The organism is Nostoc sp. DSM 114161 (assembly GCF_052692665.1).
The window spans coordinates 796,377-811,642 of the sequence record NZ_CP195141.1 but is presented as its reverse complement, the minus strand read 5'-3'; the positions used below and the strand labels follow the sequence as shown (position 1 = coordinate 811,642).

The following is a 15,266-nucleotide window of genomic DNA, read 5'->3' as shown; positions in this document are numbered from 1 at the left end:
ATGTAAAATTCTATGAATTCTAATCCTTTGCTGTGTGCAGCGATCGCTCATCATATTACCACCAGTCCGCAACAGCGAATTACTTTCGCCGAATTCATGGATATGGCGCTATACCACCCCGAACACGGCTACTATTCCAGCGATGCTGTGAAAATTGGCTTTCAAGGTGGTGATTTTTTCACCTCTCCCAACCTCAGCCCTGACTTTGGCGAATTACTTGCAGAACAATTTTTGCAAATGTGGGAAATTTTAGGGCGGCCTGTCCCGTTTTCTCTAGTAGAAATGGGAGCAGGTCAAGGACTGTTGGCATTACATATCCTTAAGTATTACCAGCTACAATACCCAGATTTTTTTACTGCCTTGGAGTATGTAATTGTTGAAAAGTCGCCAACTTTAAGGCAAGAACAACAACAACGCTTACAAGATTTGCCCGTGCGTTGGTGCAATCTAAAGGATATCCCATCAAATGCGATCGCTGGCTGTTTTTTTTCTAATGAGTTAATCGATGCCTTCCCAGTCCATCAATTCACCCTAGAAAGCGGGGAACTACGAGAAATTTACGTGACAACAAATAGGGATGAAAAAGAAATTAATGCCCCATCCCCCATGCCCTATGCCCCATTACCATCATTTATCGAAGTCGCAGCAGAACCCTCCACGCCTCAACTAGCCGAGTATTTCGACTTAGTGGGAATCGATTTAACCTCAGGTGCATACCCAGATGGTTACCGCAGCGAAATCAATTTAGCCGCTCTTTCCTGGTTGAGTATAGTAGCAGACCGCTTGCAGCGCGGCTATGTGCTAACAATTGATTATGGCTACCCTGCTACTCGTTACTATAATCCCAGGCGATCGCAAGGAACGCTACAGTGCTATTACCAACACCGTTTCCATGACAACCCTTATATTAATGTGGGACAACAAGATATCACTGCCCATGTTGACTTTACAGCTTTGGAACGTTGGGGCGATCGCTGCGGTTTAAAAAACGTTGGTTTTATCCAGCAAGGATTATTTTTGATGGCGCTGGGATTAGGGGAACGAATTGCTGCTATTTCCTATCAAAAGCAACCCCTCTCGCAATTACTACAGCGACGCCAAGCACTACATCAGCTTTTAGATCCCACTGGGTTGGGTGGTTTTGGAGTCTTAATTCAGAGCAAAAATCTCCAAAAAACAGAAATTTCTCAACCACTAAAAGGATTGACCGTGCCAGAGTAAACCTAAATTTGAAAAGTTAAAACTCTATTTAAGAATGCAGTATTAGTTTTATTTGGACTAGCATAGCAGTAATTACTGTAAAGTTAAACACAATTGGAAAGTAACAATTATGTCAGCCCATGACCTATTAATGCTAGTAACACTACTTACCCCAGGTATTTTGCTTTCAGTTTTGATTATGGTGACTTTTGCCGCTGGTGGGTGAAGCGATCGCTGTTTACCAATAACTGATAATACTGTGATTTTGCACTATTATCGATAACTGGGTAGGCATTGCCAATACAAAATAAGGCAATGTCCATCCAAATAAAATTGCGATCGCTTAATTACTGCAAGATGTCACAATAGACACGCAAATTTGACGAAGAACTAGGCCTACGCTGTACCAAAAGGAACGTAAAAATGAAGGTGGCATTTCTGGGAACTGGACTGATGGGACTACCAATGGCTCAAAGGTTATTAGCCGCAGATATACAGCTAGTTGCCTATAATCGCACCCCAGAAAAACTAGCACCACTACAAGCAGCTGGGGCTGAAATTGCCACACATCCTCGCCACGCCATTCGTGCTGCTGAGTGCGTAATCCTCATGCTTACTAATGCCCCGGCCATTTATAATGTGTTGCTTTCAGATACGGCTTGGCAAACTCTGAAAGGGCGCACCATTATTCAAATGGGAACAATTACTTCCACTGAAAGCCGAGAAATTAGAGATGCAGTAGTTGGAGGTGGCGGTGAGTATATAGAAGCCCCCGTGTTAGGAAGCATCCCCGAAGCAAAAGCTGGCAAGTTAATTGTTATGGTAGGCGCAGAGCCAGAACAATATCAACGTCACTTGAAGTTACTGCAAAATTTTGGGACAGAACCTTTACTTGTCGGCCCTGTGGGAACTGCGGCAGGGCTGAAATTGGCACTCAATCAACTAATAGCTTCCCTAACAACTAGCTTTGCTCTGAGTCTCGCTTTTGTCCAACGTCAAGGCGTCGATGTGGATGTGTTTATGCAAATCTTACGCGACAGTTCACTTTATGCACCTACCTTTGACAAAAAGCTACAACGGATGTTGGATGGCAATTTTGCCAATCCCAATTTCCCCACAAAACACTTACTCAAAGATACAGAATTGTTTATCTCGGAAGCAAAATCTTTGAGTTTAGATCTCAGCAGCATTAAAGGAGTGCGACAAATCCTGCAAACGGCTGCGAAAATGTCATTTGCTGATGATGATTATTCATCATTATTTGCTGTGATTAAAGAATGGGGAGAGGCGATCGGTGATTGAGTATTAAAAATTGGGCATGGGGCAAGCAAAAGGTGTGGGAGGGGTGGGAGGTGTGGGAGGTGTGGGAAGAAATCTTTCCCCCTTTCTCCCCATACTCCCCACACTTCCCCATCTCCCCACTCCCTAATATTCCTTGAGAAAGTGTTTCTGAACTCAAGAGGCTTCCAAACCTATTGCCTATTGCCCATTGCCTGTTCCCTGCTATGAACAATCATTGACCAATAGTAGTCGTTGATGGCGACGTTTCTGGAGACTCTGGTGGCGGCGAAGGTTCTGGTCGAGGAGGATTGAGAAATTCCTGCCAAGTTCTAATTTGGTCTTGTGCAGCATTGTAAGCCGCACTACCGCGGGGAATGGACTTGGCAATCTGAATGCCTCTGGAAATATCGGACTGACCTTGAGTACGTGCTATGTCTAATAATTGCTGACTCCATTGGTCAATAGCGAGATTGGCATCCATACGTAAGATGCTATTATTTGAAACCCGATCTGCTAACCGTATTGCCTCAACCAAGGCTTCTGGCGTAGCAGCCGCCGCAGTTTCCTGGGCTTGTCTCCAGGTTTCTTTGGTGCGAATTTGCCCTTGCCAATCATCAATAGAAGCTTGGGCTTCGCCAGCAAGTGCCCTTCCTGAAGATGCAATTTGCCCAGCTGCGCTAATAGCGGCGGGTAAATTTCCACTTAAAGCCAGTTCTCTTGCTCGATCTAAGTAAGGTTGGTCTTCGATTCGCTGGATTTTTGCTACCCAAGTGCCAATTTTTCTACGTGCTTCTGGGTATAATGCACGCCCTCTACGGATTTGGCTAGCTTGGTCGATCGCAGCTTGTAATGAGTTAATATCATCAAATATCGCTATCTGTTCGGCACGTTCCAAGTAAGGTTGGTCTTCGATTGTCTCTACTTGGGCACGCCAACGACTCATTTCTTCCCTCGCTTCTGTGCCTCTAGGGTTACTAGCAGGGATGAGTTGCACTTGAGCGATCGCTGCTGTTAAATTATTAACTGTTCCTTGGCTAGCCAATACTCTGGCTTTTTCCAGATGGGCAACATCTTCAATTTCCAACTGCCAACGAGCAATTAACTGCTGTGCTTCCTCATATACTGGTCTTGAAGGATCGATTTGTTGTGCTTGGGCGATCGCAGCTTCTAAACCAGAAATATTACCTAACCAAGCACTTCTTTTAGCGTCAGCTATGGCGATAAAGTCATCTGTTTCGGCTTGTAGCTTGGCACTTTCGGGAATTTGCCTAGCAATATCGAGTGCTTCATCGGCATCTCGCTTATCTAACTTCGCTTGTGCCAACTCCAACATTTTACGTCCAAATGCCGGAATCGCCTCCTGAGCTTTTTGGTAAAGGTAACTTTCTTGACCGATGGACTCGGCTAGCTTGATAGCTTCTAGTAAATTATCAACAACTTGGCTTCTGGCTAAAATTTCGGCTTTTCCTAACCTATCGCCATCTTCGCGGGCTGTGGCGATGAGTTTATTCAATTGGTCGTACTTAGTACTCGTCCAGTATTGATTGTCTATGCGTAACATTCTGGCACTGAGCATGAACGCCGATTGCCAGCGGCGTTCCCGGACTTCGGCGATCGCATTGTTGTAAATGCTTTCTGCCTTCGACCAAGTTGTTTGCCATTTGTCAATTTGCTCGTCTACTAATTTATAAGCCGCGAGATCTTCCGGTATCTTACGAGCAGTAGCGATCGCTTCTTCTAAATTCCCTGATTGAAAACTCGCATCGGCTAACTGTAAAATATCCCGCGACCATTCTTCTGTAAAACGATTAATTTCTGCATGTAACGGGTGATTTTCTGGTAATTCATTCACCAGAGCGATCGCTTGCAGCAGGTCATTCACCGTATTTTTAGAAGCCGCCAATTGAGCGCAGTGCAAGCGCACCGAGGCACTAGCTAGAGGCCAGAAAATCGATGGGCAATTAGGGGCAGCTGGTAACTTCAGCAGCATTGCCGTTGCTAAGAATGCCACGCTACCAGGAATCAAAGTTAGCAGTAACGACCAGAATATCCAACTTCTCATCCAGCGTGGCAATTTCCGAGGAATTTTACTGGCTTGGGTAGTTTCTTGTGAATGACTATCTTTGCCAGCGGAATTGTTTTTTTTTCGCCGCTTCACTGACTTAGAGCTAGAACCAGTACCTGGGACATCAAGTGGTTTTTCACCGAATTGCTCTGTTCGGGATAATCTGGTTTTTTGATCTGGCTCTCTTGCTCTGGCTCCTGACCAACTGTCTGGAATATCCCGCTCTGTCATCTCTCACACCAAAATAATTGAATAGCTTTCTGTTTTAAATCGATAATTCCATTGTTGCCATAGTAACTTTCTCATAATTAAAAAGCTACTTTTTCGATTATCTCTCTCCACAGATACCATTAAAACTCTTAAACTTCAGTGGTGTTTTATACTTTATCCTGAAATAGTAGATTCAGCTTGCAAATCGGCAATTAGCTGAGCTAAATGGTCGCTACTTGCTTGATAAACGTTGCCGCAAAAATCGCAAGTTGCTTCGGCACCATCATCTTTAATAATCATATCTTGGAGTTCCGCTTCTCCCAAAATTTTCAGTGCCCCCAAAACGCGATCGAAAGAACAACCGCAGTGGAAGCGGAGCATCTGCCTTTCGGGAAAGATTACTAGCCCCATATCTCCCAGCAAGTCGTTAAATATTTCAGGTAAAGTTTTCCCAGCTTGCAGCAATGGCGTAAAACCTGCTAAAGCAGCCACCCGTGCTTCTAGCTTTTCTACTAAAGCTTCATCTCTTGCTGCTTTGGGTAACACTTGTACCAGTAATCCTCCAGCAGCCGTTACTCCAGCTGCCCCCACAAACACACCCAAAACCAAAGCAGAAGGAGTTTGCTCGGAATTCACTAGATAATGAGCGACATCATCGCCAATTTCCCCAGAAACTAGTTCTACAGTACTAGAGTAAGGGTAACCATAACCGACATCCCGGACAACATAAAGGAAGCCGTTACCCACTGCACCGCCAACATCTAGCTTACCTTTGGCATTGGGAGGTAATTCCACAGATGGATTCGCCACATATCCGCGTACTGTACCATCTAGACCTGCATCTACCAATACGCCACCCAAAGGCCCATCGCCCTTGATTCTGACATTGATCCTCGACCCAGTTCGCTTCATGCTAGAAGCCATCAATAAACCCGCCGCCATAGTCCGTCCTAGTGCTGCTGTTGCTACATAGGAAAGTTTATGCCGCCCCCGTGCTTCTTCTGTTAAACGTGTGGTGATTACGCCTACCGCACGAATCCCACCTTCGGCTGCTGTTGCACGAATTAACTGATCCGCCATGAATAACCTTACATTTCTTAACAAGTCCACCTTTCTATTCTAAGTTCTGTGTTGGTACAAAAGTAACTTAGTGGGGCATGGGGCATTGGGCATTGGGCAAGGTAGCAAGGAAAGAAAAAACTAATGGCTAATGACTAATGACCAATGCCCAATGACTAATGACTAAATTAGAAATAGCGATGTCTCAACTTTAGGTAATCCTGGAAAAATGCTGGGTAATTTTCAACAAAGCCAACTGCGAATCGAAATCGAAGCACCAACAGATGCAATTCATGACAGTCTAGTGCATCCAGCGCAACTTGCAAAATGGCTTCTGGGGCAACGCTTTGCGCCAGGAATGCCAGAACAATTGCTTCCTGGATTTGAATTTACTACCTGGACTGGGCCTGTTCCCATTCATCATCATGTGGATGTTGTCAAATCCAATTGCCTCCGTTTGCTGCTATCTGGAGGCATTGACGGCTTTCACGAATGGTACTGGGGAGAAGGTTGGGTGCAGTCCCGCTTGGAAGGAGTTTCAGTTTTGCCCTTGAATTTGGGTCAAACCTTAAGTTTGTTGAGTTTGCGTCAGTTTTTAGCAACTCAAAGACGTTGAATTAGGGATTGGTGATTGGGTATTAATTCTTTCTTACCTAGTCCCCAGTCCACAATCTTAATTTGTAGGCAATGATTACCGATCGCACTTAATCTTCAGCAAATAGCACCTGTTGGGCTGTTAATTTTAACTCTGAAAAAATTTTAGACTCAATACATTGACTATCAACAAACTCTACTGGTTCGTATAATTTTTCAATTAATGTCAAGACAGTCACTTTGTTTGTTAATGGATCGACAATCGAATATTCTGGAATATTTAGAACGTTATACTCAACTCGCTTGGCTCGATAATCTACGGTCTTTGTTGATTCACTGACAACTTCCACCACTAATAATGGAGGTGGTTCGTTGAGTTCAATAATTGCCTCTAGATTTGGTAACTCTCGCTACTGAGACACCGATTGCGAATTTTTACCTTGGTTTTATGACTAACACTGAACAATTAGCTTCTTCCACAACTTGACTGCTAACAGAACCCTGAACTATTCGCTTCATTCCCATCAATCCACGACTGCCAATTACGATCAATTCAGTTTTGTATATGTTGGCAAGGCGAATAATCTCTTCAGCAGGATCGCCTGTTACTAGTTCTAAATCGCTTTTAACTGATAATTTTTCCTGATAAGATTGAAGTTGTTTTTCAATATGAAAATAAGAAAATGTTGGGGACTCTGACTGAGGGCGATCGGCAGGGAGTTCGATCTCTGACTCTGGCGTGGGAAATACATGGCAAAGAATAACCCTGGCGTCTTCGGAAAAAGCCAAATCATCTAAAGTCTGGATTACTCGTTCTGCAATTTCCGAACCGTCCAGAGCTACCAAAACAGTATTTAGCACCCCTATCGTCTCCTAAAGAGTAAACCGTTCTACAACACTTGGGCGGAGTTAAGCAGTGTTTGAACTCTGTTTAACTTTCTGTTGATTGCATCCTGCTTGATGTTAGCAGTGTTGTCACTCACAAGTCCCCAGGCTTAAAATTGCATAGAACTTATGCCGTTTCAGGTTGTATGTTTGGATTGAGAAACTTTGCTACTTTAATCCGTTATTTTCAGTCCTATTAAAATCTCTGGTTTTGTCGATTACCATACAACAGGCAGGACTACTCTGAAAAGTTTTGTACAGCTTCTCAAACCTTAATTTTTTCGCTTGGTTTTTGCGTTATCACAAGTTTAACAAGTTTTGTCCAAGACAAAACATTCATCATTGTCTAGTTTTATCTAACAATTTAGTTTCAGTGACAACCTTTCCTCAGGAACTGGCGATCGCTAAAGCCCAACTTTTGCGGCAACTGCCATCAGCAATGAGAGGCAGGGTAGCTAATGTTGTGCCTTAGCGTAGCTCACCGTAGGTATCGCTGCCCAAAGTTTTAGTTGGAAGCTCAGAAAAAATTAAGCATTCCCAATCACTCTTCTAACTTAATTCGGCGTCGCACTGAATCAGCATGGGAAGGTAAGCCTTCTGCTGTTGCTAGCACATCAATGGCACTAGCCATATTTTCCAGTGCGGTTTGGGAATATTGAATAATACTAGAGTGTTTGAGGAAAGTTTCAACCCCTAATGCTGAAGCATATCGAGCAGCACCAGAAGTGGGCAAGGTATGGTTAGGGCCTGCTAAATAGTCCCCTACTGCTTCTGGTGTCGAGTAACCTAAAAAGATTGCTCCAGCATGGCGAATCTGTGGTAGGAGTGCCCAAGGATCTTTGACTTCTAATTCTAAGTGTTCGGGGGCAAATTCGTTAGAGAGTTCTGCTGCTGCTGTCAAAGATTCCACAACGATAATCAAGCCGTAGTGAGCGATCGCTTTTTCTGTGTCTATTCGCCGTGGATGATCCACTAGCTGTCTTTCCAAAGCTACCTGCACGTTTTTTGCCAAAGCAGCATCCGTCGTCAGCAAAATCGCTGCCGCCATCGGATCGTGTTCGGCTTGGGCCAATAAATCAGCAGCTACATGCACTGGATTGGCGGTTTCATCGGCAATCACCAGCACTTCGCTAGGGCCTGCCAAAGAATCAATACCAACCGTGCCGTAAACAAGTTTTTTCGCTAGGGTGACATAAATGTTACCAGGCCCGGTAATCACATTCACTTTGGGAATTGTTTCTGTACCATAGGCTAAAGCGGCGATCGCTTGTGCCCCGCCAACGCGATAAATTTCTTGTACCCCAGCTTCTTGAGCAGCTACCAAAACTGCTGGGTTTATTGCACCTCCTGGGCCTGGTGGCGTTACCATCACTATGCGAGGTACAGCAGCAACATGAGCCGGAATTGCGTTCATCAGCACTGTACTGGGATAGGCAGCGCGACCGCCAGGTACATACAACCCCGCTCGATCTACTGGGGTATAGCGTTTGCCTAGTACTACTTCATCATCGCCAAAGTGTACCCAGCTTTTCGGGACTCGCTGACGATGAAATGCTTCAATTTGGCGGCAAGCTAGCCGAATCGCCCCCATCAACTCCTTTGACACCTGTTGATAGGCTGCATCCATTTCGGAGCCTGTAACGCGGAGTTCTTCTGGCTTGAGGGTTTGTTTGTCAAATTCGGCGGTGTAATGCAGTACAGCTTTGTCGCCTTGGCGCTTGACTGCTTGCAAAACTTCCCGCACCGTTGCTTCTTTGTTGGGCACCTGCTCGTCATGGGTGCGTTCGCAGATCCGTTGTAGTTCTGCTCTAACGTCTGCCTGCTGAGTAATAATTCGCAGCATGGAGTAAGGACAATGCCAAAATTATAATATTGCCACCTGAGATTTAGTAAAAGCTTTTCACCCACTAGGTGTGGAAGCTCGCTCTAATTCTCTTCTCTAGCTTAACCTGGATTTTTTTGATACTCCTAAGGTTGCCAGCACATGGTTTACTTGAAAAGGCAACTTGATTGCCGAGCCGAATCTGCCTGAGTTGGCCATCGGTAGGAAGGGGACGTGCCATTTCCCACTATCCTTATACCCTTACCCTATCTCTTAAAAAACCTAAAGGTTGTGTGGTTCCACATCCAATCCCTTGTATTTATAGAGGGTAGGGTCTGACTATAACTAACTTTTACTTATTTTCCTAACTTTTAGTAGTTAACATGTGTACAGACACGAAACATCGGTTCTATACTGGAAAGTCCTGAAATTTAGCTATATTACAGTTCTTCACCTTCGATGGTCTGTCTGCTTTAAGGACAGATGGCATTGGCAATCACACTGCTCCATCGGGTGGTGAGTTAGGGTGACTATTTTACTCATAGAGTTTATTTTAACGTATTTACTTAATTGGCGGCACACTTAATTTAGTCATTGATTGTTGGGAGCGTTGGATGTTGGCTGACGAGTTGTTATTCGCTTCTATAATGCCTGTGCACCTGGACTTATATTTCTCTAGTAGCCAATGGCATAATTTTTTTAGGAAATTCTAACATTGGTAATTTGAATGCTATATTAGTAAATCTAGTAGTGTGTGTACATATTAATATTAGTTTCTGGAATTGACTGTGGCGAATACAAAGTCTGCTCTCAAGCGTGCCGAAATCGCAGAACGCAACCGACTGCGTAATAAAGCTTACAAATCATCTGTGAAGACACTGATGAAGAAATATCTTAATGCTGTAACTGTCTATGCAGCTAATCCTACCCCAGAATTAAAGCAAGAAGTACAGTCTAAGTTATCTGAGGCTTACAGCAAAATCGATAAAGCTGTAAAACGGGGCGTGCTTCATCCAAATAACGGGGCAAGGAAAAAGTCCAAATTGGCAGGCAGACTAAAACCTCTTACACAAACAGCTGAGTAGTCATTGGTCATTTGTCATTGGTCATTTGTCATTAGCAAAGGACAAAGCGCAAAGTCCGATCGGCGGAAGCCGGCGCTCAGAACTTTGTAAGAGGGGACAACTGACAAATGACAACCAACAAATGACGAAGGACAAACGATGCAATTGATAGACACCCACGTCCATCTCAACTTTGAGAATTTCCAGCCAGATTTAGCAGCAGTGCGATCGCGGTGGCAGGAAGCAGGTGTAGTACGTTTAGTTCATTCCTGCGTTCACCCGGAGGAGTTTTCCAGCATTCAGTCCATAGCGCGTGAGTTTCCGGAAATCAGCTTTGCTGTGGGATTGCATCCTTTAGATGCTGAAAGATGGAATAGCGACACAGCCGATGAAATCAAATCTTTGGCGAGTTCGGACTCGAATGTGGTGGCAATTGGGGAAATAGGACTGGATTTTTACAAAGCTGATAACTATCAGCAACAGTACATGGTGTTTGAATCGCAGTTAGCGATCGCATCTGAACTGGATTTACCAGCGATTATCCACTGCCGCGATGCTGCTGCCCAAACCAGAGAAGTATTGCAAAAATGGCGATCGCTAAAAGGAGAAACAGTGCGCGGCGTCATGCATTGTTGGGGAGGAACCCCAGAAGAAACCCAATGGTTTTTAGACTTGGGGTTTTACATCAGCTTTAGCGGCACAGTAACTTTCAAAAACGCTAAAAATATCCAATCCTCAGCAGCGATGGTAAGTAGCGATCGGCTATTGATTGAAACAGATTGTCCTTTTTTAGCTCCAGTGCCGAAACGTGGCGAGAAGCGCAACGAACCTGCTTACGTTCGTTATGTAGCAGAGCAAGTGGCGAAACTGCGTCAGGAAACTGTGGAAGCGATCGCGCAAGCTACTACCGACAATGCCTGTAAATTATTTCGTTTGTCGATATAAAGTGTTCTTTAGTCTATTTTATTCAATTGCTTACAAACAAATAAAACTCTCGGAGGACAAAAATATGCTAAGATCGTTCCCTCCAAAACATTTTGCTTGCGTCATAATGATAAAGGAAGGAAGTTAAAACTTCTAAGTCTAATTTACCGTGCTGTTATTCGGCTTGGCCATCCTCCAAATCTCTACAAGCGGATGCTCTCGACACATGACTGACCGTACCAACTCAGGTTGAGCCATAATTATGCACAAAATCGGCTTGCTGTGTATTTACCTATACAAAATCGTTAAATGAAATTGCCTTGTGATTACAATCCAGCAAAATAAAGTGATTCTGATTCCAAGCCGACAAAATGCGGATAGTTTCCTCAAACTTAGGATATCTAGGATATCACTGAGGGTATAAATAGCGGGGTGGATTTAAACCTTAAACCACACCTGTAGAGCCGCGTAAGCAAATTAACGCGCTTTTTGGAGGGGAAGTGAGGGAAGTAAATCGAATTGAGGAATATATTTTTAATTGGGGATTGGGGACTAGAGACTGGGGACAAGGGAAGAGTTTTCCCAATCCCCGCTTCCACTCCCCACTCAGCATTACAGGCGATTACCCCTTGGTAAAGCTCATTACCGCTTTCATCGCTGCGTTTGTCCACATTTGAAAATAGCTAAGTGTATAAACAAAAATTCCCAAACAGTTCGGACACTGGCTAGCAGTGGGAAGCATTAAACAGCAGTGTCCAAGGGAAAATTTAACCAGGTTGACAAAGGTAGAGGCATGACTAAAGAAACGTATATGGAACCCGCCTTTCTATTACCCGACTTGATTGAAATCCAGCGTTCGAGTTTCCGCTGGTTTTTGGAAGAAGGGTTGATAGAAGAACTTAACTCCTTTAGTCCGATCACAGATTACACGGGCAAACTGGAATTACACTTTTTGGGTCAGAACTACAAACTCAAAGAGCCAAAATATAGCGTTGAAGAAGCCAAACGGCGGGATAGCACCTATGCCGTCCAAATGTATGTTCCCACACGCTTGATTAATAAAGAAACCGGGGAAATCAAAGAGCAAGAGGTATTCATTGGAGATTTGCCTTTGATGACCGACCGCGGCACCTTTATAATCAACGGAGCCGAGCGGGTGATTGTGAATCAAATAGTGCGATCGCCAGGAGTTTATTACAAATCCGAAATCGATAAAAACGGGCGGCGTACTTATTCTGCTAGCTTAATTCCCAACCGGGGGGCATGGCTGAAATTTGAAACAGACCGTAACGATCTGGTGTGGGTACGTATCGACAAAACCCGCAAACTCTCAGCCCAGGTACTATTAAAAGCTTTAGGCTTATCAGACAACGAAATCTTTGACGCCTTACGCCATCCAGAATATTTCCAAAAAACCATCGAAAAAGAAGGGCAATTTTCTGAAGAAGAAGCCCTGATGGAGTTATATCGCAAACTGCGTCCTGGGGAACCACCCACAGTCTTAGGAGGACAACAACTCCTAGACTCTCGTTTCTTCGATCCGAAACGTTATGACTTGGGTCGCGTTGGTCGGTACAAGCTCAACAAAAAATTGCGGCTTTCTGTGCCCGACACCATGCGCGTGCTGACCTCCAGCGATATTTTGGCAGCGGTAGATTATCTGATCAACCTAGAGTATGACATCGGCAATATCGATGACATCGACCACTTAGGTAACCGTCGCGTGAGAAGCGTCGGCGAATTGCTGCAAAACCAGGTGCGGGTAGGCTTAAACCGTCTAGAAAGAATTATTCGAGAACGGATGACCGTATCCGATGCCGAAGTTTTAACTCCTGCTTCCTTGGTTAACCCCAAACCGCTGGTAGCAGCAATTAAAGAATTCTTTGGTTCCAGCCAATTAAGTCAGTTCATGGATCAAACTAATCCCTTAGCAGAACTGACTCACAAACGCCGCTTGAGTGCCCTCGGCCCTGGTGGTTTAACCCGCGAACGTGCGGGGTTTGCAGTGCGGGATATTCATCCCAGTCACTACGGACGTATTTGCCCCATTGAAACACCAGAAGGCCCGAATGCGGGATTGATTGGCTCCTTGGCGACCCATGCACGGGTGAACCAATACGGCTTTTTGGAAACGCCATTTAGACCTGTGGAAAATGGGCGAGTCAGATTTGATTTGCCCCCACTTTACATGACAGCCGACGAAGAAGACGACCTGCGGGTTGCACCTGGAGATATTCCAGTAGATGAGAATGGGCACATTATCGGGCCTCAAGTACCGGTACGCTATCGTCAGGAATTCTCCACCACCACGCCAGAGCAAGTGGACTACGTAGCAGTATCTCCCGTTCAAATTGTATCGGTAGCTACTAGCATGATTCCCTTCTTGGAGCATGATGACGCCAACCGAGCGCTGATGGGGTCAAACATGCAACGGCAAGCAGTACCCCTGCTGAAGCCAGAGCGCCCATTGGTAGGCACAGGTTTGGAAGCCCAAGGAGCAAGAGACTCCGGGATGGTAATTGTATCGCGGACTGATGGCGATGTCACCTATGTAGATGCCACAGAAATTCGGGTGCGTCCCAAACCAAATACCCCAGAAATTAAATATCCACTTTCTAAGTACCAACGCTCAAACCAAGATACTTGTTTGAACCAGAAGCCCCTCGTCCGCATTGGCGAAAAAGTTGTGGCTGGTCAGGTACTAGCTGATGGCTCCTCCACCGAAGGCGGTGAATTGGCGCTCGGACAAAATATCGTCGTTGCTTACATGCCTTGGGAAGGCTACAACTACGAAGACGCAATTTTAATTTCTGAGCGACTGGTGCAGGATGATATCTACACCTCAATTCACATTGAAAAATATGAAATTGAGGCTAGACAGACGAAACTGGGGCCAGAAGAAATCACCAGAGAAATTCCCAACGTCGGAGAAGACGCTTTGCGCCAGTTAGACGAACAAGGGATCATTCGCATTGGGGCATGGGTAGAAGCTGGGGATATCTTGGTAGGTAAAGTCACACCAAAAGGTGAATCCGACCAACCGCCAGAAGAAAAACTCTTGCGGGCGATTTTCGGTGAAAAAGCGCGGGATGTGCGAGACAATTCCCTGCGAGTACCCAACGGTGAAAAAGGGCGTGTAGTTGACGTGCGCTTATTTACCCGCGAACAAGGCGATGAATTGCCACCGGGAGCCAATATGGTAGTCCGGGTGTATGTCGCCCAAAAACGCAAAATCCAAGTCGGCGACAAAATGGCAGGACGCCACGGCAATAAAGGGATTATTTCTCGGATCTTGCCAGCGGAAGATATGCCTTACTTGCCTGATGGTTCCCCAGTGGACATCGTACTCAACCCCTTGGGCGTACCCAGCCGGATGAACGTCGGACAGGTATTTGAGTGCCTCTTGGGTTGGGCTGGTCATACCTTGGGAGTGCGATTTAAGATTACTCCCTTTGACGAAATGTATGGTGAAGAGTCATCCCGAAGAATCGTGCATGGCAAATTGCAAGAAGCACGGGATGAAACCAGCAAGGACTGGGTATATAACCCAGATGACCCAGGTAAAATCATGGTGTTTGATGGGCGCACAGGCGAACCCTTTGACCGACCAATCACCATTGGTGTGGCTTACATGCTGAAACTGGTGCATTTGGTAGACGATAAGATTCACGCCCGTTCCACAGGCCCGTACTCACTGGTGACCCAGCAACCCTTGGGTGGTAAAGCCCAACAAGGCGGTCAGCGGTTTGGGGAAATGGAAGTGTGGGCATTGGAAGCCTTCGGTGCGGCTTACACCTTACAGGAATTGCTGACAGTGAAATCCGACGATATGCAAGGACGGAATGAAGCGTTAAATGCGATCGTTAAAGGTAAGGCAATTCCTCGACCGGGAACACCAGAGTCCTTTAAGGTGTTAATGCGCGAACTACAATCATTGGGGTTAGACATTGCCGTACACAAGGTAGAAACCCAAGCAGACGGTAGTTCCTTAGATGTGGAAGTCGATTTGATGGCAGACCAATCAGCCCGTCGTACACCTCCCCGACCAACATACGAATCTCTTTCCCGCGAATCGCTGGAAGACGACGAATAAAAATTAGGGAATAGGGTATGGGGCATAGGGCATAGGAAATGGGAAATGAAAGATTACCAATGCCTAATG

Annotated in this window: 12 protein-coding genes; 6 read left to right on the top strand and 6 right to left on the bottom strand. The window is 45.3% G+C overall.

Annotated features, from left to right (window positions below; all coding sequences use genetic code 11):
• Positions 1-12 precede the first annotated feature (12 nt).
• Complete coding sequence (locus NSTC745_RS03545; protein WP_445635916.1) at positions 13-1,221, top strand: class I SAM-dependent methyltransferase; 1,209 nt, start codon at positions 13-15, stop codon at positions 1,219-1,221.
• Between the two features lie 176 nt (positions 1,222-1,397).
• Here the strand turns inward: NSTC745_RS03545 and NSTC745_RS03540 are convergent, their stop codons facing one another.
• The gene (locus NSTC745_RS03540; RefSeq protein WP_445638783.1) at positions 1,398-1,523 is read right to left on the bottom strand and encodes a hypothetical protein; all 126 of its coding nucleotides are present in this window, start codon (positions 1,521-1,523) and stop codon (positions 1,398-1,400) included.
• 100 nt (positions 1,524-1,623) lie between these two features.
• Between NSTC745_RS03540 and NSTC745_RS03535 the strand changes: the two genes are divergently transcribed.
• Positions 1,624-2,502 carry an NAD(P)-dependent oxidoreductase gene (locus NSTC745_RS03535; RefSeq protein ID WP_445635915.1) on the top strand — a complete coding sequence of 293 codons (879 nt, stop codon included), beginning with the start codon at positions 1,624-1,626 and terminating at the stop codon, positions 2,500-2,502.
• A gap of 211 nt (positions 2,503-2,713) precedes the next feature.
• Here the strand turns inward: NSTC745_RS03535 and NSTC745_RS03530 are convergent, their stop codons facing one another.
• Entirely contained in the window at positions 2,714-4,777 is a 2,064-nt protein-coding gene (locus tag NSTC745_RS03530) for a chromosome segregation ATPase (protein ID WP_445635914.1), read from the bottom strand.
• Between the two features lie 153 nt (positions 4,778-4,930).
• Complete coding sequence (hslO, locus tag NSTC745_RS03525) at positions 4,931-5,836, bottom strand: Hsp33 family molecular chaperone HslO (RefSeq protein WP_445635913.1); 906 nt, start codon at positions 5,834-5,836, stop codon at positions 4,931-4,933.
• 208 nt (positions 5,837-6,044) lie between these two features.
• On the opposite strand from hslO, the gene NSTC745_RS03520 reads away from it, so the two are divergent.
• Complete coding sequence (locus tag NSTC745_RS03520; RefSeq protein WP_445635912.1) at positions 6,045-6,431, top strand: hypothetical protein; 387 nt, start codon at positions 6,045-6,047, stop codon at positions 6,429-6,431.
• Positions 6,432-6,519: 88 nt separating this feature from the next.
• Here the strand turns inward: NSTC745_RS03520 and NSTC745_RS03515 are convergent, their stop codons facing one another.
• The 3 genes from NSTC745_RS03515 to hisD all read right to left on the bottom strand — a co-directional run bounded on the left by NSTC745_RS03515 (position 6,520) and on the right by hisD (position 9,137).
• The gene (locus tag NSTC745_RS03515; protein ID WP_445638519.1) at positions 6,520-6,792 is read right to left on the bottom strand and encodes a Uma2 family endonuclease; all 273 of its coding nucleotides are present in this window, start codon (positions 6,790-6,792) and stop codon (positions 6,520-6,522) included.
• A 52-nt stretch (positions 6,793-6,844) separates the two neighbouring features.
• Positions 6,845-7,270, bottom strand: a complete 426-nt coding sequence (locus tag NSTC745_RS03510) for a universal stress protein (protein ID WP_445635911.1) — start codon at positions 7,268-7,270, stop codon at positions 6,845-6,847.
• A 565-nt stretch (positions 7,271-7,835) separates the two neighbouring features.
• Positions 7,836-9,137 carry a histidinol dehydrogenase gene (gene hisD, locus NSTC745_RS03505; RefSeq protein ID WP_096536469.1) on the bottom strand — a complete coding sequence of 434 codons (1,302 nt, stop codon included), beginning with the start codon at positions 9,135-9,137 and terminating at the stop codon, positions 7,836-7,838.
• Positions 9,138-9,904: 767 nt separating this feature from the next.
• On the opposite strand from hisD, the gene rpsT reads away from it, so the two are divergent.
• The 3 genes from rpsT to rpoB all read left to right on the top strand — a co-directional run bounded on the left by rpsT (position 9,905) and on the right by rpoB (position 15,197).
• On the top strand, positions 9,905-10,201 hold the full coding sequence (gene rpsT / locus NSTC745_RS03500) for a 30S ribosomal protein S20 (protein WP_445635910.1): 297 nt from the start codon (positions 9,905-9,907) through the stop codon (positions 10,199-10,201).
• Positions 10,202-10,339: 138 nt separating this feature from the next.
• Complete coding sequence (locus NSTC745_RS03495) at positions 10,340-11,125, top strand: TatD family hydrolase (protein WP_445635909.1); 786 nt, start codon at positions 10,340-10,342, stop codon at positions 11,123-11,125.
• 772 nt (positions 11,126-11,897) lie between these two features.
• Positions 11,898-15,197 carry a DNA-directed RNA polymerase subunit beta gene (gene rpoB / locus NSTC745_RS03490; protein WP_445635908.1) on the top strand — a complete coding sequence of 1,100 codons (3,300 nt, stop codon included), beginning with the start codon at positions 11,898-11,900 and terminating at the stop codon, positions 15,195-15,197.
• Positions 15,198-15,266 lie beyond the last annotated feature (69 nt).